Source organism: Nonomuraea maheshkhaliensis (assembly GCF_039529435.1).
Lineage (GTDB): Bacteria > Actinomycetota > Actinomycetes > Streptosporangiales > Streptosporangiaceae > Nonomuraea > Nonomuraea maheshkhaliensis.
Genome location: NZ_BAAAMU010000069.1, coordinates 23389 through 42197, shown reverse-complemented (window position 1 = coordinate 42197; position 18809 = coordinate 23389). Strand labels below are relative to the sequence as shown.

Sequence of the window (18809 nt, the reverse complement as noted above, 5' to 3'; positions counted from 1 at the left end):
CTATGCGGGCAGGCGCAGCCGGAACTCGGTCCGGCCCGGACGGCTTCGCACGTCCACCGATCCGCCGTGCGCGGCCATCACCGCGCGGACGATCGCCAGGCCAAGCCCGGCTCCGCCGCTGGTGCGCGACCGGCCTGGGTCCACGCGTGCGAACCGTTCGAAGATCTCCTCCTGGCGGTGGTCCGGAATGCCGGGACCGTCGTCTTTGACGATGAGCTCGGTCTCGGCCGGCAGCCGGCGGACCGCCACGGTCACGGTCGTGCCGTCCGGGGTGTGGATGCGGGCGTTGCCCAGCAGGTTGGCGACCACCTGGTGCAGCCGGAGCGGGTCGCCGGTGACGGTGACGGGGTCTTCGGGCAGTTCGAGCCGCCAGTGATGGCCGGGGGCGGTGGCCCGGGCGTCGTCGATCGCCTCGATGGCCAGTCGGGTCAGGTCGACCTCCTCTTTGGCCAGTGGGCGTCCCTCGTCCAGGCGGACCAGCAGGAGGAGTTCGTCCACCAGCTCGCTCATCCTGCCGGACTCGGCGTCGATCCGGCTCAGCGCGTGCCGTACCTCGTCCGGCATCGGTGCATCGCCGCGCAGTGCGAGCTCGGCGTGCCCGCGGATCGCGGCGAGCGGCGTGCGCAGCTCGTGGCTCGCGTCGGCGGCGAAGACGCGCAGCCGCTGTTCGACGGCGTGTCTGCGGCTGAGGGCGGACGCCACATGGCCCAGCATGCGGTTGAACGCGGCGCCGACCTGGCCGGTCTCGGTTCGCGGGTCGGTGTCGGGCACGCGTTCAGCGAGGATGACCTCGCCGCTGGCCAGCGGTAGCTCGCTCACCTTCCGGGCGGTCGTGGCGATGCGTTGCAGCGGCTGCAGCGCCAGCCGTACCCACAGAACGCCCGCGAGACCGGCGGCGGCGAGGGCTCCTGAGAACATCACCAGTTCGAACAGCTGCAGGCGTTCCAGGGTCTCTTCCACCCCGTGCAACGACAGTCCCGTGATCAGGACGTCGCCGTCCAGGCCCAGGGCGGCTTCGACTCGGTAGTCGCCCAGGCTGGACAGGGTCACGGTTCGCGGCGGACCGTCGACCGGGAGCGCGGCCAGCGTCTTCTCGTCACGGTGGCTGAGCTTGAATGGGGTGGCTCCCTCCTGCGACACCACTGCCGCGTGGGTGGCGCGCCCGTCGACCAGTCGCGCGCCGAACGCGCCCCTCGGCTGTCCGCGGGTGTCCTCGTCGTGCTCCAGGCTGGCGGCGAACCGCACGCCGTATACGGTGAGTTGCTGGTCGAGACGGCCGATCAGGAAGTTCTGCATGGCCACGGACGTGGCGACGGCGACGGCCGTGCAAGGCAGCGCCAGCAGCACGAGCAGCCCGGCGATCAGCTTGGCTTTGAGGGTGCGCGGAAGGAGTTTCACGGTTTGAGCACGTATCCGACGCCACGCACAGTGTGGATCAGCGGCTTGCGGCCCGCGTCGATCTTCTTGCGCAGGTAGCTGATGTAGAGCTCGACCACGTGCGCCTGGCCGCCGAAGTCGTAGGACCACACGTGGTCGAGGATCTGCGCCTTGGTTAGCACTCTGCGCGGGTTGCACATGAGCAGGTGCAGGAGCTCGAACTCGGTCGGGGTCAGGTCGATCGGCGTGCCGGCCCTGCTCACCTCCCTGCTCTCCTCGTCCAGGAACAGGTCGGCCACAATGAGCCGGTCGCCATCGGCGGCGCGGGCCATACCCGCGCGGCGCAGCAGCCCGCGCAGCCGGGCCAGCACCTCCTCCAGGCTGAACGGCTTGGTGACGTAGTCGTCGCCGCCTGCCGTGATGCCCGCGACCCTGTCCTCCACCGCATCGCGCGCAGTCAGGAAGAGCACGCACAGCTCCGGCAAGCGCTCCCTGAGCCTGCGCATCAGCGCGAGCCCATCCAGGTCGGGCAGCATGATGTCCAGGATCGCCGCGTCCGGCGCAAACCGCTCGGCTGCCCGGATTGCCGACTGGCCGCTCCCCACGGCCTCGACCTGCCAGCCCTCCTGTCGCAACGTGCCCTCCAGCACCTCCAGCAGGTCTGGTTCGTCGTCTACGACGAGCACGCGGATCGGCGTGCCGTCCGGACGCGACAAGTTGCTCATTCTCACCTCCCTGCCAGGAAACGCGAACTTGCTCTGAGAATCCTCTGAAGGGCTCTCTCAGAGGGAAAACATAGGGTGACCTGGCACGGTGACCTCATGACCCCTCTTCACGCTACAACGTGGCGCAGCGCCGGCCGGGCTCTGCCTGGCCGGCGGATGTCCCCCGAGTGGCTGCTCGCGGTCGTGGCGGCGGGCGCGGTAGCGGTCCTTCTCCTGTGGTGGCGCAGCACGCCGTCCGTGGCAGGGCTCGACGACTGGCTAACCGAGGCCGGGCGCGTCACAGGACTGCTGGCCGGCTACGGGCTGGCGGTGCTGCTCGGGCTCATGGCCAGGATCCCGGCGCTGGAGCGCGGGGTGGGCAGCGACCGGGTGGCCCGCTGGCACGCGATGGGCGGCCGGTACGTCATCGGGCTCATCACCGCGCACGTGCTGATGATCATCTGGGGGTACGCCCTCGCTGAGCGGATCGGCGTGGTGGACGAGACGGCCGCCATGGTGCTGTCCTTCCCCGACATGATGAAGGCGACCGCGGCCCTGCTGCTGCTCCTCGGAGTCGGTCTGGTCTCGGCCCGCGCCGCGCGTCGCCGGCTGCGTTACGAAACGTGGTTCTACCTGCATTTCTACACGTATCTGGCGGCCTGGCTGGCGTTCGGGCACCAACTCGCGACGGGCGCCCAGTTCACCGGCGACCGCATGGCCCAGGTCGCTTGGTACATCCTGTATCTCGGGGTGGCGGCGCTGCTGGTCTGGTACCGCTTCCTGGGCCCGGTCCGGCTGTGGGCGCGGCATCGCCTGCGCGTGTCCCGTGTCACGACCGATGCCCCGGGCGTCGTGTCGATCCACGTGACCGGCCGGGGCCTGCGACGGCTCGGTGCCGAGCCCGGGCAGTTCTTCCGCTGGCGGTTCCTGGCCCGCGGGCTGTGGTGGTCGGCCAACCCGTACTCGCTGTCCGCCGCGCCCGAAGCCGACGAGCTGCGCATCACGGTAAAGGCGCTGGGAGACCACAGCGCGGCGCTTCCCCGGCTGTGGCCGGGCACGCCGGTGCTCGCCGAAGGCCCGTACGGCGGCTTCACCGCCCGCCTCGGCCGGGGCGGCAAGTCGCTGCTGATCGCGGGCGGCGTCGGCATCACCCCACTGCGCACCCTGTTCGAGACGCTGCCCGGAAGAGTGACGCTGCTCTATCGCGCCCGCACGCCCGAAGAGCTGCTCTTCCAGGACGAACTGGAGGAGATCGCCCGAGCACGCGGTGACGCCACGCTCTACCTCTCGACCGGGCCCAGGGCCCCCGGCCTGTTCGACGGGCTCAACCATCTGCTGCCCGATCTGCGCGAGCACGACGTCTACGTGTGCGGACCACCCACCATGACCCGCGCGGCGATCAAGGCGCTGCGCTCCGCAGGCGTGGCCAACCACCAGATCCATCACGAGTCGTTCGAGTTCTGAGGAGATCCGCCATGCGCAGAATGTTGTTCGCGGTGGTCGTCACCGCCATCGGCTTGGCGCTCCTGCTGTCGTTCAAACCGCACAACGTCGCAGGCCTCGCCCAACCGCCCGCAGCCGTCCAGACCCACGAGCCGGGACGGCCGGACCTCGGGAACAGCGGCCGGACCTCCGCGCCGTCTTCACCGTCCGCGACCCCTGCCGGCAGCCGGACTGTCGACGGGGACGCCGTCGACACCCGCTGGGGCCCCGTGCAGGTGCGCATGACCGTCACCGGCAGCAAGATCACCGACGTCAAGGTATTGCGCTCCCCGGACGGCAATCGGCGCGACCTCGAGATCAGCGACACGGCGCTGCCCATCCTGCGTCAGGAGGCGCTCTCAGCCCAGAGCGCCAAGATTGACGCCGTCTCCGGCGCCACCTACACCAGCGACGGCTACGCCCGCTCCCTCCAGAGCGCCATCGATCGGAGTGCGCTGTGACCCGGCACGTTGAGCAGGCGATGGGCACCGTCTTCTCCTTCGACGTACGCCACGATGCCGATGAGGCGGTGGCACGCGCCATCGCCTGGCTGCACCACGTGGACGAGGTCTTCTCCACCTACCGGCCGGACAGCGCGATCAGCCGCCTCGCGCGCGGCGAGGTCGGCCTGACGGGCTGCCCGCCGGAAGTGGCCCACGTCCTCGCCCTGTGCGCACAAGCCGAACACCACACAGGAGGATATTTCACCACGTGTCCCGGCGGCCGGTTGGACCCGTCCGGCCTCGTGAAGGGCTGGGCCGTCGAGGAGGCCTCGTTGCTACTGACTGAGGCCGGCGCGCCGCGCCACTGTGTCAACGGCGGTGGCGACATCCAGCTCGGCCCCGATCCCAGCCCATGGCGGATCGCCATCGCCGACCCCCTGCGGCCCGACACCCTCCGTACGGTGGTCACCGGCCACGGCCTGGCCATCGCCACCTCGGGCAACGCCGAACGCGGCCCTCACATCCTCGACCCGCACACCGGGCGGCTCGCCGGGGAACTGCTGTCCATCACCCTCATCGGCCCCCGCCTGACCACCGTCGACGCCTTCGCCACCGCGGCGTACGCGATGGGCGACGACGCCCGCGACTGGATCGAGGAGTGCGAGGACCTCGAAGCGTTCGCGGTGACCACTGGCGGCCACACGTGGCAGACCACCGGCTTCGCCGCGTACACCGACCTGGCCCTTTAGTACGGCACTAGGCCGTCCGCGACCGCGAAGAGAGCTCCCGCGCGCGCGGGGCAACCGCGTCCTGGCAGGCCACGAGGACGGTTTCGTGCGCCTCGATCGGGCGGGAGAGCGTGGCCGGCACCTCCTCGCAGCCGCCAGGCGGGGCCGGGACCATGGTGATCTCGGCCACGTGGCACGGGTCACCCACTCGCAGTGACCAGGGAATGCCCCCGAAACTCGCCATGAGCCCGCGGGATGTGTCAGGTGATGTCCTGCTTCATCAGTTCGGCGACGGCGGCGACGTCCTCGCGGCCGTGGCCCGCCTCGACCGCCCGCTCCAGCGTGTCACGCAGCACGCCGGGCAGCCGAGGTTGCCGGTCGCGCTCGTCGGCGAGAAGGCCGAGGTCCTTGAGGGCGAGATCGAGCGGGAATCCGGCCTGGTAGCTGTGCGCGCGCATTTCCTCGGCCTTCTGCATCGCATACGGCATGCGAAGCGGCCCGTCGTCGAGCACCTGCAGCACCAGCGAGGGATCCACACGCAGCTGTTCGCAGGCGAGCAGGGTGTCGGCCATGGCCACCACCGAAGCCGTCATCCAGCTGTTGACGATCAGCTTCACCCGGGAGGCCTCTGCCCCCGTGCCCACGTAGACGGTGTGAGGTCGAGCGCGCCGAGGCTGTCATCGAGGTGCTTGGGGCTGCGCGCGCCGACGATGGCGACCTGGACGGCCGGGTTGGCCAGCGCCCATGCCACCGCGAGCTGCCCGATCGTCGCGCCCCGCCGCTCGGCGAAGCGCCGCAGTTCGTCGACCACGCCGAGGTTGCGGCGATCGTGACGGCGACTGCCCGCAGCCGGTGCTGGCAGAACGTGATCTTCGGGGCGAGATCGTCGGCGGCGACTTCGGGACCCGGCCTCTGGATCGTCTGAGCCGACGACGGCACCGAGCGCGAGTTCGAGGCGGGGCGGCTGCAGGAAGTGAAGGACTGGCCGGTCTTCTCCCTCGCCGAAAGGGCGGGGTCGAAAGGGCGGGCCAGGCCAACTGGTCGGAAGCGCATCCGCCGTATTCGCCGGCGGCACGGGAAGGCGACGGACGTCGCATCTGGTCAGATGCCATTTGCTGGCTCCTCCCTCACGGGACCGATAGCGATGGTCTTATACGACGTGGCCACCGAGGGCGCCCCAGGCGTTCTGCCGCGGTGGCCCTCGTGGCGTTCCAGCGTTGGTGGTTGAGCAGTTCGGCCTGTCCGCATCAGGCCCGGAGATTTGACGAGTGCGCGGTCAAAGGGACGGGAAGCGGCTTTCATCTGCCAGTCGAGGGCTCAAGAGGCGGCGCGGGCCGGTGCCCTCGTCTCCGAGACGATCGTCGGGGTTGCGCAGCACGCATCGATCGATGGAAAGGCATCCGCAGCCGACACAGTCGGACAGCTTGTCGCGCAGGCGGGTGAGCTGCTCGATGCGGATGTCGAGTTCGGCGCGCCATGAGGCGGATAGGCGGGTCCAGTCTTCCCTGTTCGGTGTGCGCTCCTCCGGAAGGCCTGCCAGCGCCTCGCCCACCATGCGCAGCGGAATGCCGACTCGCTGCGCCACCCGGATGAAGGCCACCCTGCGCAGGGTGTCGCGGGAGTAGCGTCGTTGGTTTCCCGCGGTTCTGCGGCTGCGGATCAGGCCCTTCTCTTCATAGAAGTGCAAGGCGGTCACCGCCACGCCGGAACGGGCGGCGAGTTGCCCGACGGTGAGCTCCTTGGCGTCAGGAGGGGGTTTCGTCACGCCTCTCAGGCTAGAGCTTGACCTCGTCTATAGTCGAGGTTTCATGCTGGATGAGTGACAAGATCCCCTGCGGACACCGCCCCGCCCACCGGCCGTGCTGGGCGACGGGAATGGATCGGGCTCGCCGTCCTGTCCATTCCGGCTCTCCTGGCCTCCCTCGAATTGACCGTGACTCACCTGGCGCTGCCGGCCATCGGCAGAGCGCTGGCAGCCGACAGCGCTCAGCTGCTGTGGATCGTGGATGTTTATGCCTTTCTGCTGGCCGGATCGCTGATCACCATGGGTACGCTGGGCGATCGGATCGGCCGCCGACGTCTCCTGCTGATCGGCGCGGCCACGTACGGCGTCGCGTCTGTGCTCGCGGCCTACGCTCCCAGCGCGGGCGTGCTCATCGCGGTCCGCGCGCTACTCGGAATCTCTGGCGCTACGTTGATGCCGTCCGTGCTCTCCCTGACCGTCGCCATGTTCCGGGATCCGCGGCAACGCACCGTCGCCGTCGGGATCGTCATCGCCAGCGTGTCCGGAGGCACCGCGATCGGCCCTCTCGTGGGCGGGTGGCTGCTGGAGCGCTTCTGGTGGGGGTCGGTGTTCCTGCTCGGCGTGCCGGTGATGGCGCTGCTCCTGGCGCTGGGACCGATCCTGCTGCCCGAGCGACGCGACACGGGGGCAGGGCAGCTGGACCTGATCAGCGCCGCACTGTCGCTGGCTGCGGTGTTGCCGGCGGTCTACGGTCTCAAGCAGATCGCCGCCGACGGCTCCGGCTGGTTGCCCGTGCTCTCCGTCACAGTCGGGCTGCTGTTCGCCGTCGTCTTCCTGCGCAGGCAGCGCGCGTTGCGCCACCCGTTGATCGACCTGCGGTTGTTCGCGAACCGGGCGTTCAGCACCGCCGTGGCTACGCTGGCGCTCGGCATCTTCGTCTTGTGGGGTTTCAATTACGCCTTCGCACAGTATCTGCAGTTGGCGCGCGGGCTCTCGCCGCTGGAGGCCGGTCTGTGGACGGCGCCTTCAGCTGTCGGGGTAATCGTCGGATCGATGCTGGCCTCCAGAATCGTGCGCTGGATAGCCGCGGGAACGGTCATCGCGGCCGGACTGGCCCTGGCTGCGGTCGGCTTCGTCGTGGTCGCTCAGGTGGGCATGACTGCCGGGACAGGTGCCCTGACTCTCCTGGTCACCGGAGCCATCATTGTGTCCGCTGGGCTCGGTCCGATGATGGCGCTGGCCACCGACCTGGTCGTCGGTTCCGCACCCCCCGAGCAGGCCGGCGCCGCTTCGGCGATCTCCTCGACCGCGCCTCAACTCGGCGGTGCACTCGGCATTGCGGTCCTCGGCAGCGCCATCACCGCGGTGTACCGGGGCGAAATGAACCGCGCTGTTGTAGCGGGCCTCCCCGCAGAAGCCGTGTCCGCCGCGAGGGAGAGCCTGGGTGGCGCTGTGACGGCGAGTCGCGTTCTTCCCGACCTGCCCGGGGCCATGCTGCTCAACGCAGCCCGTGAAGCGTTCACCACAGGATTTCAGCTGAGCGCCGTGGTCAGCGCCGCGACCATGGCTGGTCTGGCCGTCGCGGTCGCGGTCATGCTCAGGCGCGGCCGAGTCGGCGCCAAGCCAACCGCCCGACCTTGATCGGACATTCACCAGCACCCGCGCGAATCCCTTATAGATCCAGGACGTCTCAGGCTTGCGGTGATCATCGGCAGTGTCCGAGAGGGCCGGTTCGCGCCCGTTGTCCTTCCCAGGTCGATCGGCCTGTTCCCATTCCCAGCGGCTCCGCTTGAGGGCCGCTGTCAACTATTGAGCGCGACGGTGGTCCGGGCCCTTCCGAGGCGGGGTCCAAGGCTACGGGGACCGTTCGTCCGCCACGAGCAGCGCGCCACTCGCGCCCAGCCCGGCGAGGACGCCGATCAGGACGCGACAATCTCGTGCACACGAGATCAACTGCCAAGCCAGACCGCGATCAAGGACGCGCGGCCCACCTCCAACCTCTTCAGGGCGGCCTTCAAACGCCTGCCGGCCTCGCCGTCGGCGCTGTGATCGCGGTGAGGTCAAGGCATGCGAAGATCGCCGCTTCGGCCCGTGCCGACGGGAGTAGCGGATCCGACGCGAGGAGAAGCATCACGTGATGAGGTGGTGGACGGCGGTCGTGACGCTCACCGTGACAGGGTTGGCGCTCCCCGGCGCGCCCGCCGTCGGCGCGACCAAGGTCGGCGCCGGCGACCCGGTCGCGGCGATCCAGCGTCAACGGGTCAAAGGGCACGGCGTGCGGATCACCGAATACCGCACGCTCAACTCGGACGCGATCTCTGGCTGGGGGCGCTTCGAGCCGGTGAAGGGTGCCGTCGGATTCGGTGACGGCAAAGTGGTGGCGAGTGACTTCTGGGACCACCAACTGGGGGAGGCGGGCGTTCGCCTTGTTTGCATCGGCGAACGCCTTTGGGAGTGCGACCCGAAAACGAAGCGGCCGAAGGGCAAGAGGTGGGTCGCCATCAAGGAACCCTGCGTATCGCGCCTGGAGACGGGAAACCTGCGGTTGGACGAGCCCGCCGTGCTCGCAGCCGTACTGGTGACCACGACGACCACCAAGGCCTCGGACGCCTACGACGGATCGCCCACGACACTCCATGAGGGATCGATCTCGTTCCGTCAGCTGTGGAATGTCCGGCCGGAGCTGCGTGGCAGCTCTGTGCGGGATGCACACGCCGACTGGGAAATCGATTGGCGGCTGTGGATCGGCAAGGACGGCCTCATACGCCGGGCCTGGTCCAAGTGGCGTGAGCCGCTACCAGATGAGGTGAAGCACCTCGGCGCGGGTCAGGAATGGATGGGTCTCGTGAAAGATGTCCGCTACTCGGACTGGGGAATGAAGCTCACCATCAAGCCTCCGCCTGCCGCTCAGACCATCGCCTCGGGCCGGCTGAAGTACTGAGTGGCGAGTACGCGGCACGGGCACCGCATCCACGGATCCTGTCTGATGGATGGTGGGCTTCGGGCCTGGGAGCCTGGCCTGACGCCGCCCCCGTATGACGCCCTTATGACTCCTTTATGACGGCTGTTGAGGAGGCTGATCTCCACAGCGCGATCAAACGCAGGAGGGTGATGCAAATGACGGGGGAAATCCGCAAGCCGCTGGCCGTATTCATGCTGGCCGCGCTCACCAGCGCCGGCCTGGCCGGGGCCGCCCAGCCCGCCAACGCCGACGTCTCGAATTCGAGGGGGCCGCGTCCATCCATGCAGCTCCCGTTCCCGTGCGAGCAGAAGTGGCGCTTGAACACTTGGGGCCATGCCCCGGCGCTGGACATGGTGCGGGAACCGCAGAGAATGACGAAGGGGTCGAAACTCCTGGCACCTGCCGCTGGGACGGTGGTCATGTCGCAGACATATACATACGCCGGCAACGTCATCAAGATCAATCACGGTGGTGGCTGGTACACCGTCTACCTTCACCTGGATTCTCGCAGCGTCAAGGTCGGCGCCCGGGTCACACAGGGCAGTGTTCTGGGATTCGTGGGGAACACGGGGATGACGAAGGAGGGCAAGAAATACACCCCCCATCTTCACTTCGAGACCTGGTACGACAAGAACAGTGACGGGCGGACCGGCTGGGGAGGGCCGGGAAAGGAACGAGTTCCCTCCGTGTTCAACGGCGTACCCTATCCAGGCCCGCAATATCACAACGTCGTCAGCCGCAACTGTGGCTACGGGGAGATAGGCCCGCGCTGAGCTGGCCTGGGTTAGGTCGAGGTCGGTGAGCTTGCGTTCGAGCGCGCTCGAAGGCATAGCGTCCCCGCCATGACGACACAGACCTGGATCATCACCGGCGCGTCCCGCGGGTTCGGACGTGCACTGGCGCAGGCGGCGCTCGCGGCGGGCGATCACGTGGTGGCTGCGGTGCGCCGGCCCGAGAGCGTGGCCGATCTGGAGGCCGCGTACCCGGACGACTGCATGATCGCGACGTTCGACGCCCGGGACGTCGCCGCGGCCCCGGATCTCGTACGTGACACCCTCGACCGCTTCGGTCAGCTCGACGTGCTGGTCAACAACGCGGGCCGGGCCGTGGTCGGAGCGGTCGAGGAGGTCGGCGACGCGCAGTTGCGCGACCTGATGGAGCTGCACCTGTTCGGCCCCGCCGAGCTCGTCCGGGCGGCGCTGCCCGCGATGCGTGCGCGGGGCACCGGGACGATCGTGCAGATGAGCAGCCAGGGCGGGCGGACGTCGTTCCCCGGCGTGTCGGCGTACTCCGCGTCGAAGTTCGCCCTCGAAGGCTGGTCCGAGGCCCTGGCCGGGGAGGTCGCGCCGTTCGGGATCCGGGTGCTGCTCGTCGAGCCCAGCCGGTTCAGGACGGGCTTCAACGGGGGCGACGTGCTCGAGTTCGCCGAGCCGTCCGCGACCTACCGCGACCTGCTCGCCGGCGTCCGGGCGGACATGGCCGGGACCGACGGCCGCCAGGAAGGCGATCCGGCGCGGGCGGCTGAGATCATCGTTTCGCTCGCGCACGGCGACGAGGTGCCGCTGCGGCTGCCGCTCGGGCGTGAGGCGGTCGAGCGCATCTCGCGTGCCTACCGGCGCGGCCTGGACGAGGTCGAGCGGTGGGCCGAGACCGCCCGCGGCGCCGACTTCGAGGGGGTCTCCGCATCGGTACGGCCCGTCTAGGCTCGGGGTCATGGCCACCGACGAGCTGATGACCAGGGCGCTCGACGCGCTCGGGGACGACGGTCCGCTGTCGGCCGAGGCGATCCACAGCCTCGCCGACCTGGCCGATCTGCCCGAGACGATGACGATCGCCGACGTCGCCGCCCTCCTCGGCATCTCACCCCACACGCTGCGCTACTACGAGCGGGCCGGGCTGGTCGAGGTGGCCCGCGACGGTCAGGGGCATCGCGTGTACGACGCCGGGGCGGTTCGGCGCCTGGTGTTCCTCACCCGGATGCGGCTGTCCGGCATGCCGATGCGTGACCTGCAGCACTACATCTCGCTCGTCGACGCCGGCGGGCACACCGTGCCGGAGCGGCTCGACGTGCTGGTCGAACATCGCGACACCATCCGCCGCCGGATCCGTGAGCTGACGCTCTCCCTCACGGCGGTCGAATACAAGATCGCCACGTACGGTGGCTCGACCGGGCCGGACGTCCAGGACCTCGGCACCGCCGCCGGTATCGGCCATACGGCGCTGTCGGACGAGCCGGTGCGACGGGCCCTTCCGGCGGACTGAGGGACATCCGGCCCTTTCTCCTGCTGGAAACGATCTTCACGGCCTCTGCTGGTTCACGTTCGGCCTGCTGCGTACGGCGCAGTCGTCGGAGCCGTGGTGCTGCTCGTGGTCTGGGGTCTGGCCTACGGGGGTGTGCCCGTGTGCTCGCAGGCATCGTTCATCACCGCCGCCCCTCACGCACCGGAAGCCGCTACCGTCGTCTTCACCTCCTCCTTCCAGGCGACCTTCGCTCTCGGTGCTTTTCTCGGCGGACGTGTCGTCGACGCCTTCTCGGTCTCCACCGTCATGATCTGCGGCGGCCTGACCGCTCTGCTCATGGCGGTATCGCTGTGGGTGCTCGGCACATCCCGCTGAGCGGACGCCGCCGACGGTTAACCGGTGGAGTGGGGTGATCCGGCTCTGGCACGATGATCGCCGGGAGGTGGCCGGGGTGGAGGTCGGCGGCACGCCGAAGCGGGTGCACATCATGGGCATGGCCGGCGCCGGCAAGACGACGCTCGCCGAGCGGGTCGGTGCGCGGTTGGGGATCGAGCACATCGACCTCGACTCCCTGCCACTGCCCTTCCTCGACGGCGACCCCCGCGTCGCCGCCGCCTGGAGGGCCGCCGCCGCCGAGATCGCGGCCGGGCCGGCCTGGGTCACGGCGAGCGCGCTCTGCGGCTGGACCGATCCCCTCCTGGAGGCGGCCGATGTCATCGTGTGGCTGGACACTCCGCCGCCGCTCGCCGTCTGGCGCATCGTACGCCGCCACGCCGTACGTTCCGCGCACGGCACCAACCCGCACAAGGGCCTGTGGCCGCTGGCCCGGTTCCTGCGGGACGTCCTGCGCTATCCCGGCGGGCCGATCGCTACCGACGAGCAGCTCGACGCCGGTCGCGGCAACTCCGGCGCCACGACCCGCGACCGGCTCGCGCCGTACCCGGACAAGGTCGTGCGCTGCCGCGGCAACCGCGACCTCGACCGTCTCCTGTCAGCCCTTGGCTCCTAGCCGTCCCAGTCCTCGTCGTCCCACAGGTCGGAGGGCGGCGAGCTGGTGCTCGGCGTGCTGACCGTCACGGAGGACGCGACCGCCTGCCTCGCGCATCCCGAACACGCCTTCACCGGCATGGCCCGGGCACCTACGAGCTGCGCCGCCAGCGCGAGCAGGGCGACCAGGCCCGCTTCGTCGCCGACTGAGGCGATCACGCATCGATCCAGGGGAAGCCGTCGGGGTCGGCCGCGGATCGGGCCCGCACCACCGCGTCGTCGTGTCCACGTACGTCCTTGAGGAACGGGAACTCCTCGGGAGTCACCCGGATCTTCGCCACCGGTTCGGCCGGCGTCAGTTTGGCCACCTGGCGTTGGCGAGCCCCTCGGATCGGCGGCTGGTGCTCGAACCCGTCGGCGGACAGGAGGTAAATCGTTCCTTCCTGCCACGGGTGGAGGTCGAGCACGGGCCGGCTGACGGAGAAGTAGTAATAGGTCTCGCCGGCGATGTCGCTGCACGAATTGACCATCGACAGCGGACGATCGCGGTTGAGAATCGCGTAGAACATCGGCCAGATGCCGTCCGAGGCGGCATAGACGGCGGTGCGATCACCGAAGGCGTCGCCGTCGTAGGACCGGCGTGGCTCGAAACGCTCGATCGAGGGATCGTTCGACCCGTGGAGCACGTATTCGGCCTGCTCGGCCACGTAGGAAAGAAACTGCCACTTCGGCGCGGCCAAGGCGTAGGGAATCGGCTCGTCGGGTCCTTGGGCGATCGCGTCGGCGAGTAACGAGGCGAAGCCGGCCAAGGTCTCGTCGTCCGGGCTGAAGGACGGCCGGGGCAACCAATGGGCAGGAAGATCCACCACCTCAACCTAGCGACCGCGCGGCCTGGGCGCGGATCGGCTGCCAAGCGGTCATCCGAGGGGCGACACATCCATGAGCACGTAAGCATCCGCTCTCGGCAACCCCTTGACCAAATCGACCACGTGGGCACCGTAGCCCGCGAGGTCATTGACAGGTTTGATCATCCAGGACGTTTCGGATCAGAGGATCAAGCCATGTGGCACAGTGAGCGAGATGGAAGCGCAAGATCGGCCTGGGCCGATCTGGACCTGCTGGAATCACTGGATCGCGGTTCCGACCGGTGACCAGGCCGGTGTCATGGAGATTCTTGGCCTGTCGTCGCCGAGGCCGCTCACCTTCGCTGAGGCCCAGGAGGTGATCGACGCCGACGGCCATGCCGGACCGGGCGATCCCGACCGTCTGTCGCGGGTTTTCGTCACTCCTGAGGTGGACGGCTGGATCCTGGTGATGGGCGCCTGGTGTGATCCTTGCGGTGAACGTCGCGAGGAGGTGGTCAGCTCGTGCCGGACGCTCAGCGCCCGTTATGGAGGGGCGCAGGCCTACTACTTCGGTGCGCAAGGAGATGGCTCGGCCTGGCTGGTGGCCGAGCATGGGCGCGTTGTCCGCCGGTACGCGGCGACCGGCGAGCCGGATGACGAATCACTCGCTCATGGTCACCCGCTGCGTTATGAACAGGAACGGCTTCTGGAATTGGGGTTGCCGGTCGACGGCGACCTGCGGACGGCAACCGCCGAACAACTCGACGAGTGGACGGTGGCGGCTTTTGAAATGGCCCCGGAAATCGCCGCGGTCTGCGGTGTCAGTCCATTCACACTGACTCGCGACATGAGGGTGCGGGGCACCGGCGTGCTCGCGATGACGCCCTTGATGACATAGGCCGCTCGGCGTGACGGGCGCGTGGGTGTGGCGCCATTTTTGATGATCGATTGTAGGGTGGGGCGTTCGCTTTCATGCCCTCCGAACCCCCTGGGAAGCGCCTCGTGTTACGTCGCCATCGTTCGGCCCTGTCTGCCCTGATTCTCGTCGGCCTGTACGGCGCCGCGCTGACGGTCGCCGTCGTCGTCGCCCTTGTCTTCGGACAGCTCGGCCCGTTGTGGTGGCTGGCGTTGTTCACGCCCGTGGCCGAAGGCGCGGTGGTGACACCGCTGAGCGTGCTCGTCCTGGTTCTGGCCGGGCTGTCCTGGGTGTGGGCGATCTGGCAGGTCGTACGCGGGCCGTTGGCGGGGTCGCCGCCGCAGCAGGACCGGGACGTGATGCGGCTGCGGGTGGCGCTCTACGTCGCGGCGGCTACGACATGGCTGCTTCACCTCGCCGGGTCGTTGGCCTGGGATGTCGCGACGGTGATCGACTTCGTGGCGATGTGGGTGGTGGTGCTGCGGTTCATGCCGGTGCTGGGCGGCGACCGGCCGTTCACGCGGGGCGCGGGGGTGCTGGGGTACGGCGGTTTCGCCGTCATCGGCGTGTTCGACCTCGTCGGCTGGTCCGGCCTGGGCGCGGCGGAGTCGATCTGTGCCCTGGCCGCTCTGGCCTGGACGGCGCTGGTCCTGCGGGCCCAATGGGGCGACGACCGCTGGGAGAGGGCGACCTTCGGGTACGGTCTAGCCTCCGTGGTGGCGCCGATCCCGCTGACGGCGGCCGCGATGCCGTTCTCGCACGAGACAGGCGTCGGCGAGGCGCTCGGTGTGGTCCCGAGTGTGCTGCTCATGATCTGGCTGGCGCGCTCCGCCCATGATCTTGCCGCCCCGCGCCGTCAACCGCCCGCCGAGCAGGCCGAGGTCGTTTCCGGGGAACAAGCGACGTGACGATGCCTCGGGGACCTCAGGCAGGTACGCGCTCCTGGCCGGTGTCGCCGGGGCAAGGACGGCTGCCGGCGGTCGTGCGGTCGGCCGTCTCGATGTAATGGGCGAGGGCGTCCCGGGATCGGGCGAGCCGGCTCATCTGCTCGTCCAGCCGTCGCAGCCGTGAGCGCATCGCGGTCAGCAGCTCGGGGCATCCGAGCAGGTCCGGGGCCTCACCGGTCGCGCAGGGCAGCAGGTACGCGATGTCCTCCGAGGACAGACCGGCCCCGAGCAGGTGCCGGATCTGCTTCACCCGCAACACCGCGCCCTCGTCGTACTCGCGATAACCGTTCGCACCCCGCTCCGCGTCCAGCAGGCCCTGGGCCTCGTAGTAGCGCAACTGATGAGCGTTCACGCCCGTCCGGCGGCTCAGCTCCCCGATCAGCATCGAACCCTCGCTTGACCTTCACACCGGTATCAACGTTGACGATGCTGCCATGAACAGCAGAACCGATACACCCGTGACGGTCATCGGACTCGGACTGATGGGCCGCGCGCTCGCGAGCGCGTTCCTGCGGGCCGGGCATCCCACGACCGTGTGGAACCGTACGCCGGCCAAGGCCGGCCCGTTGCTGGCCGAGGGCGCGCGACCGGCGGTGACGGTGGGCGAGGCGCTCAGGGCGAGCCCTCTGACGATCATCTGCGTCACCGACTACCAGGCCGTGTACGACCTGTTCGGCGCGAGTGACACCGAGCTGGACGGCAGGACGTTGATCAACCTGACCTCGGGCGACTCGGCGCAGGCCAGGGACGCCGCCCGATGGGCCGAGCGGCGCGGCGCCCGTTACCTGGACGGCGCCGTCATGGCCGTCCCGCCGGCGATCGGGACCGCCGAGGCGGTGATTCTGCACAGCGGGCCGAGACCGGACTTCGAGGCGCACGAATCGACGCTGGACGCGCTCGGCACCGTCACCTACCTGGGTGCCGACCATGGGCTGGCGTCCCTGTACGACGTGGCCGGCCTCGCCATGATGTGGAGCGTGCTGAACGGCTGGCTCCAGGGCACGGCCCTGCTCGGGACGGCCGGGGTCGACGCCGTGACGTTCGCGCCGTTCGCGCGGCAGATCGCCGCCGTCGTGGCCGAATGGCTGCCCGGGTACGCCGAGCAGATCGACAAGGGCTCCTTCCCGGCCGAGGTGTCGGCGCTGGAGACGGACGTACGAGCGATGGACCACCTGATCGAGGAGAGCGAGGCGGTGGGGGTCAACGCCGAGCTGCCGAGGTTGATCAAGGCGATGGCCGGCCGCTCGATCGCCGCCGGGCACGGTGGGGAGCAGTATCCCGTGCTGATCGAGGAATTTCGTACGCCGCGCGACTGACCGGGCATGTGCGGAGTCTCACCGTGCGGTGAGGAACTTCGGGATGGTGCGGTCCGTCCACGTGGTATGAGGGATGAGGCGAAGAAGGACCGGTTCCGGCGGCTGCCGGAGCGGCCGGACCCGGCCGAGTGGCGGGCCGGGGTGGATGAGGAGCCGTTGCCGCAGGCCATCGCCGAGCCGATGGAGGTGGGCGACACCGGGCTGCGCTGGGTGGCTCCCGAGATGGAGGCGGCGCGGCAGCTCGGCGACGCGATCGTCCGGCGCCGCGAAGCCCGAAAGTGAGCCGCGAAGCTCGTAAGCAAGAAGCCCGAAAGCAAGCGGCTCGTAGCTGGTGAACCCCTCAGCCTTGCCGGCGCCGGCAGGCCGCAGGTGATGAGGTCGAAGCGGCGGCCCGCGTCGTCCCGGGTCTCGAAACGGGGCGACCTCCACCTCGACGCCGTGGCCTCGTGCGACGTCCGCCATGCGCTCGTCCACCTCGACCCCCCAGCACGGCCAGCCCCCGGCCGAAAGCCCTCCGTACCGGTCCGACAGGGCTTGAACCTCAAGTGGCTTGAGATCCGATAGTGACGGTATGGACGACAACGAGCTGTACTCGATCGGGGATGTGGCGCGCCGCACCGGGCTGAACGTCAGCGCCATCCGGTACTACTCCGACCTCGACATCGTCGCGCCCACCCGCGTCACCGACGCCGGCCACCGCCTGTACGACGTCCGCGCCATCGCGCGACTGGAGCTCATCCGCACCCTCAGGGAGCTGGACGCCGGCCTGGACGGCATCCGCCGACTGCTCGACGGTGAGACGTCGCTGCACGATCTCCTCACGGCGCATCTGGAGATCGTCGAACGCCAGGAACGCGGCCTGCGGGCCCGGCGGGCCGTGCTGCGGACCCTGGTCAAGCAGGGCGGCACCGCCGACCAGGCGGCCCTGATGCGCAAGCTCGTCTCGATGCCCGACGAGGAGCGCGAGCGGCTGATCGACGACTTCTGGAACGACGTCGGCGAGGGACTCGACGTGCCCGCCGGCTTCGTGGACCGGCTGCGGACGATGCGGCCGCGCCTGCCGGAGGACCCGACGCTCACCCAGCTCGAAGCCTGGATCGAGCTGGCCGATCTGGTCCAGGGCGCGGAGTTCAGGAACAAGGTCCGCTCCTACCTCCACGACACCTACTCCACCTCCCCGGGACGGGACCTGGCCGCCACCCCCGTACAGGACTTCATCTACGAGACGGGGACGGCGATCATGGAGGAGATCACGGCGGAGGTCCGTTCCGGGCTGCCGCCGGAGTCGCCACGGGCACGGGACCTGGTCGTCCGCATGGCGGCCGCGGCCGCCGAGGCCGTCGGCACGCACTCCACGCCCGAGTCGCGCGAACGCATGGCCGCCGGGTTCCTCATGGCCGAGCGGTTCGAACGGGAGGAGCCCGAGGAGTCGCCCCGGTACGACGCCACCCATGGCAGGTACATGTCCCTGGTGGCCGTGATCAACGGCACCCCGCCCGACACGGGCGACGAGTTCGCCTCGCTCGCGGCGTGGCTGGCGGCGGCCCTGCACGCTTCCGCCCAGCCGGGCCCGGCTCGATAGCATCCGGCAGATGCTGCTCCTGGTCCGCCATGCCATGCCCGCCTACGGTCCGGCCGTGCCGCCGCACGAATGGGAGCTCAGCGCCGAGGGCCGGCAGGCGGCCCGCCGGCTGATCGCGCGGCTGCCCGCAGGCGCCCGGCTCGTCTCCAGCGGCGAGGTGAAGGCCTGGCAGACCCTGGGCGGCGACGAAGCGGTCACCCGCGATCGGCGGTTCGACGAGGTCACCCGGGTGGAGCCGTGGGAGGGCGACTATCGCGAGCTGCGGCGCGCCTACGTGGACGGCGCGGACTACCCGGGCTGGGAGCCGCGCGCCGAGGTCGCCGAGCGCTTCGACGCGGGCCTCACCGAGCGGCTCGCCCTCGCCGGCGGGCGCCCGCTCGTGGTGGCGACGCACGGCATGGCGATGACCGTCTGGGTGGCGGCCCGGCTGGGCCTGGACAGCCCCGGCGGCTTCTGGGCGGACCTCCGCTTCCCCGACGCGCATCGCGTCGATCTGGCGTCGGGCACCGTCGAGCGCATCGGCGGGGGATAGGCG

24 protein-coding genes are annotated in these 18809 nt (G+C 69.6%); 16 read left to right on the top strand and 8 right to left on the bottom strand.

Translation table 11 applies throughout. The features are described 5' to 3' along the window. Together ABFX54_RS35570 and ABFX54_RS35565 are read right to left on the bottom strand one after the other, a co-directional pair. Positions 1–1398, bottom strand: a complete 1398-nt coding sequence (locus tag ABFX54_RS35570) for a sensor histidine kinase (RefSeq protein ID WP_346111075.1) — start codon at positions 1396–1398, stop codon at positions 1–3. Beyond that, positions 1395–2102: a response regulator transcription factor gene (locus ABFX54_RS35565; protein ID WP_346111074.1), complete on the bottom strand. Its 708-nt coding sequence runs from the start codon at positions 2100–2102 to the stop codon at positions 1395–1397. Before ABFX54_RS35565 ends, ABFX54_RS35570 begins: the two co-directional genes overlap by 4 nt. Before the next feature lie 96 nt (positions 2103–2198). Here ABFX54_RS35565 and ABFX54_RS35560 point away from each other — a divergent pair, with 96 nt between their 5' ends. The 3 genes from ABFX54_RS35560 to ABFX54_RS35550 are packed head-to-tail and all read left to right on the top strand — an operon-like array spanning position 2199 to position 4755. Continuing rightward, positions 2199–3545, top strand: a complete 1347-nt coding sequence (locus tag ABFX54_RS35560) for a ferredoxin reductase family protein (RefSeq protein WP_346111073.1) — start codon at positions 2199–2201, stop codon at positions 3543–3545. Between the two features lie 20 nt (positions 3546–3565). Further along, complete coding sequence (locus tag ABFX54_RS35555) at positions 3566–4024, top strand: FMN-binding protein (protein WP_346111072.1); 459 nt, start codon at positions 3566–3568, stop codon at positions 4022–4024. Continuing rightward, complete coding sequence (locus ABFX54_RS35550) at positions 4021–4755, top strand: FAD:protein FMN transferase (protein ID WP_346111071.1); 735 nt, start codon at positions 4021–4023, stop codon at positions 4753–4755. Before ABFX54_RS35555 ends, ABFX54_RS35550 begins: the two co-directional genes overlap by 4 nt. Positions 4756–4994: 239 nt before the next feature. Here the strand turns inward: ABFX54_RS35550 and ABFX54_RS35540 are convergent, their stop codons facing one another. The 3 genes from ABFX54_RS35540 to soxR all read right to left on the bottom strand — a co-directional run bounded on the left by ABFX54_RS35540 (position 4995) and on the right by soxR (position 6499). After that, the gene (locus ABFX54_RS35540; protein WP_346111070.1) at positions 4995–5351 is read right to left on the bottom strand and encodes an NAD-binding protein; all 357 of its coding nucleotides are present in this window, start codon (positions 5349–5351) and stop codon (positions 4995–4997) included. Then, entirely contained in the window at positions 5348–5809 is a 462-nt protein-coding gene (locus tag ABFX54_RS35535) for an aldo/keto reductase (RefSeq protein ID WP_346111069.1), read from the bottom strand. Before ABFX54_RS35535 ends, ABFX54_RS35540 begins: the two co-directional genes overlap by 4 nt. Before the next feature lie 201 nt (positions 5810–6010). Then, complete coding sequence (soxR, locus tag ABFX54_RS35530; RefSeq protein ID WP_346111068.1) at positions 6011–6499, bottom strand: redox-sensitive transcriptional activator SoxR; 489 nt, start codon at positions 6497–6499, stop codon at positions 6011–6013. A 54-nt stretch (positions 6500–6553) separates the two neighbouring features. Between soxR and ABFX54_RS35525 the strand changes: the two genes are divergently transcribed. The 7 genes from ABFX54_RS35525 to ABFX54_RS35495 all read left to right on the top strand — a co-directional run bounded on the left by ABFX54_RS35525 (position 6554) and on the right by ABFX54_RS35495 (position 12690). Beyond that, entirely contained in the window at positions 6554–8119 is a 1566-nt protein-coding gene (locus tag ABFX54_RS35525; RefSeq protein ID WP_346111067.1) for an MFS transporter, read from the top strand. Positions 8120–8636: 517 nt separating this feature from the next. Then, a complete protein-coding gene (locus tag ABFX54_RS35520; protein WP_346111066.1) occupies positions 8637–9419 on the top strand; it encodes a hypothetical protein in 783 nt (260 codons plus the stop codon). 116 nt (positions 9420–9535) lie between these two features. Next, positions 9536–10213, top strand: a complete 678-nt coding sequence (locus tag ABFX54_RS35515; RefSeq protein ID WP_346111064.1) for a M23 family metallopeptidase — start codon at positions 9536–9538, stop codon at positions 10211–10213. Between the two features lie 69 nt (positions 10214–10282). Beyond that, the gene (locus tag ABFX54_RS35510; protein WP_346111063.1) at positions 10283–11143 is read left to right on the top strand and encodes an SDR family NAD(P)-dependent oxidoreductase; all 861 of its coding nucleotides are present in this window, start codon (positions 10283–10285) and stop codon (positions 11141–11143) included. 10 nt (positions 11144–11153) lie between these two features. Next, a complete protein-coding gene (locus tag ABFX54_RS35505) occupies positions 11154–11702 on the top strand; it encodes a MerR family transcriptional regulator (RefSeq protein WP_346111062.1) in 549 nt (182 codons plus the stop codon). A gap of 96 nt (positions 11703–11798) precedes the next feature. Then, positions 11799–12056, top strand: coding sequence for an MFS transporter (locus tag ABFX54_RS35500; protein WP_346111061.1), 258 nt, complete (start codon positions 11799–11801; stop codon positions 12054–12056). Positions 12057–12090: 34 nt separating this feature from the next. Beyond that, positions 12091–12690, top strand: a complete 600-nt coding sequence (locus tag ABFX54_RS35495; protein WP_346111060.1) for a P-loop NTPase family protein — start codon at positions 12091–12093, stop codon at positions 12688–12690. Here ABFX54_RS35495 and ABFX54_RS35490 read toward each other — a convergent pair. Both ABFX54_RS35490 and ABFX54_RS35485 read right to left on the bottom strand, forming a co-directional pair. Next, positions 12687–12887, bottom strand: coding sequence for a hypothetical protein (locus ABFX54_RS35490; RefSeq protein ID WP_346111059.1), 201 nt, complete (start codon positions 12885–12887; stop codon positions 12687–12689). The genes ABFX54_RS35495 and ABFX54_RS35490 overlap by 4 nt on opposite strands. Then, positions 12884–13534, bottom strand: coding sequence for a hypothetical protein (locus ABFX54_RS35485; RefSeq protein WP_346111058.1), 651 nt, complete (start codon positions 13532–13534; stop codon positions 12884–12886). The genes ABFX54_RS35490 and ABFX54_RS35485 overlap by 4 nt, the downstream gene beginning before the upstream one ends. Positions 13535–13739: 205 nt before the next feature. Between ABFX54_RS35485 and ABFX54_RS35480 the strand changes: the two genes are divergently transcribed. Both ABFX54_RS35480 and ABFX54_RS35475 read left to right on the top strand, forming a co-directional pair. After that, positions 13740–14411 (top strand): hypothetical protein, encoded by a 672-nt coding sequence (locus tag ABFX54_RS35480; RefSeq protein WP_346111057.1) that lies wholly within the window; start codon positions 13740–13742, stop codon positions 14409–14411. Positions 14412–14515: 104 nt separating this feature from the next. Then, positions 14516–15337: a hypothetical protein gene (locus tag ABFX54_RS35475; protein ID WP_346111056.1), complete on the top strand. Its 822-nt coding sequence runs from the start codon at positions 14516–14518 to the stop codon at positions 15335–15337. Positions 15338–15353: 16 nt separating this feature from the next. On the opposite strand, the gene ABFX54_RS35470 is transcribed toward ABFX54_RS35475, so the two are convergent. Further along, positions 15354–15761, bottom strand: a complete 408-nt coding sequence (locus tag ABFX54_RS35470; RefSeq protein WP_346111055.1) for a MerR family transcriptional regulator — start codon at positions 15759–15761, stop codon at positions 15354–15356. Between the two features lie 49 nt (positions 15762–15810). On the opposite strand from ABFX54_RS35470, the gene ABFX54_RS35465 reads away from it, so the two are divergent. The 4 genes from ABFX54_RS35465 to ABFX54_RS35450 all read left to right on the top strand — a co-directional run bounded on the left by ABFX54_RS35465 (position 15811) and on the right by ABFX54_RS35450 (position 18806). Beyond that, positions 15811–16692, top strand: a complete 882-nt coding sequence (locus ABFX54_RS35465; protein WP_346111053.1) for an NAD(P)-dependent oxidoreductase — start codon at positions 15811–15813, stop codon at positions 16690–16692. A gap of 66 nt (positions 16693–16758) precedes the next feature. Further along, positions 16759–16974 carry a hypothetical protein gene (locus ABFX54_RS35460; protein ID WP_346111052.1) on the top strand — a complete coding sequence of 72 codons (216 nt, stop codon included), beginning with the start codon at positions 16759–16761 and terminating at the stop codon, positions 16972–16974. A gap of 289 nt (positions 16975–17263) precedes the next feature. Next, complete coding sequence (locus tag ABFX54_RS35455; RefSeq protein ID WP_346111051.1) at positions 17264–18274, top strand: MerR family transcriptional regulator; 1011 nt, start codon at positions 17264–17266, stop codon at positions 18272–18274. A 10-nt stretch (positions 18275–18284) separates the two neighbouring features. Next, positions 18285–18806, top strand: coding sequence for a histidine phosphatase family protein (locus ABFX54_RS35450; protein WP_346111049.1), 522 nt, complete (start codon positions 18285–18287; stop codon positions 18804–18806). Positions 18807–18809 lie beyond the last annotated feature (3 nt).

Excerpts from the sequence above, each read along its gene's own strand:
- ABFX54_RS35510 (WP_346111063.1), top strand. The coding sequence starts at position 10,283 with ATGACGACACAGACCTGGATCATCACCGGCGCGTCCCGCGGGTTCGGA.
- ABFX54_RS35465 (WP_346111053.1), top strand. The coding sequence starts at position 15,811 with ATGAACAGCAGAACCGATACACCCGTGACGGTCATCGGACTCGGACTG.
- ABFX54_RS35565 (WP_346111074.1), bottom strand. The coding sequence starts at position 2,102 with ATGAGCAACTTGTCGCGTCCGGACGGCACGCCGATCCGCGTGCTCGTC.
- ABFX54_RS35555 (WP_346111072.1), top strand. The coding sequence starts at position 3,566 with ATGTTGTTCGCGGTGGTCGTCACCGCCATCGGCTTGGCGCTCCTGCTG.
- ABFX54_RS35455 (WP_346111051.1), top strand. The coding sequence starts at position 17,264 with ATGGACGACAACGAGCTGTACTCGATCGGGGATGTGGCGCGCCGCACC.
- ABFX54_RS35450 (WP_346111049.1), top strand. The coding sequence starts at position 18,285 with ATGCTGCTCCTGGTCCGCCATGCCATGCCCGCCTACGGTCCGGCCGTG.
- ABFX54_RS35460 (WP_346111052.1), top strand. The coding sequence starts at position 16,759 with ATGAGGGATGAGGCGAAGAAGGACCGGTTCCGGCGGCTGCCGGAGCGG.
- ABFX54_RS35515 (WP_346111064.1), top strand. The coding sequence starts at position 9,536 with ATGACGGCTGTTGAGGAGGCTGATCTCCACAGCGCGATCAAACGCAGG.
- ABFX54_RS35470 (WP_346111055.1), bottom strand. The coding sequence starts at position 15,761 with ATGCTGATCGGGGAGCTGAGCCGCCGGACGGGCGTGAACGCTCATCAG.
- ABFX54_RS35505 (WP_346111062.1), top strand. The coding sequence starts at position 11,154 with ATGGCCACCGACGAGCTGATGACCAGGGCGCTCGACGCGCTCGGGGAC.
- ABFX54_RS35560 (WP_346111073.1), top strand. The coding sequence starts at position 2,199 with ATGACCCCTCTTCACGCTACAACGTGGCGCAGCGCCGGCCGGGCTCTG.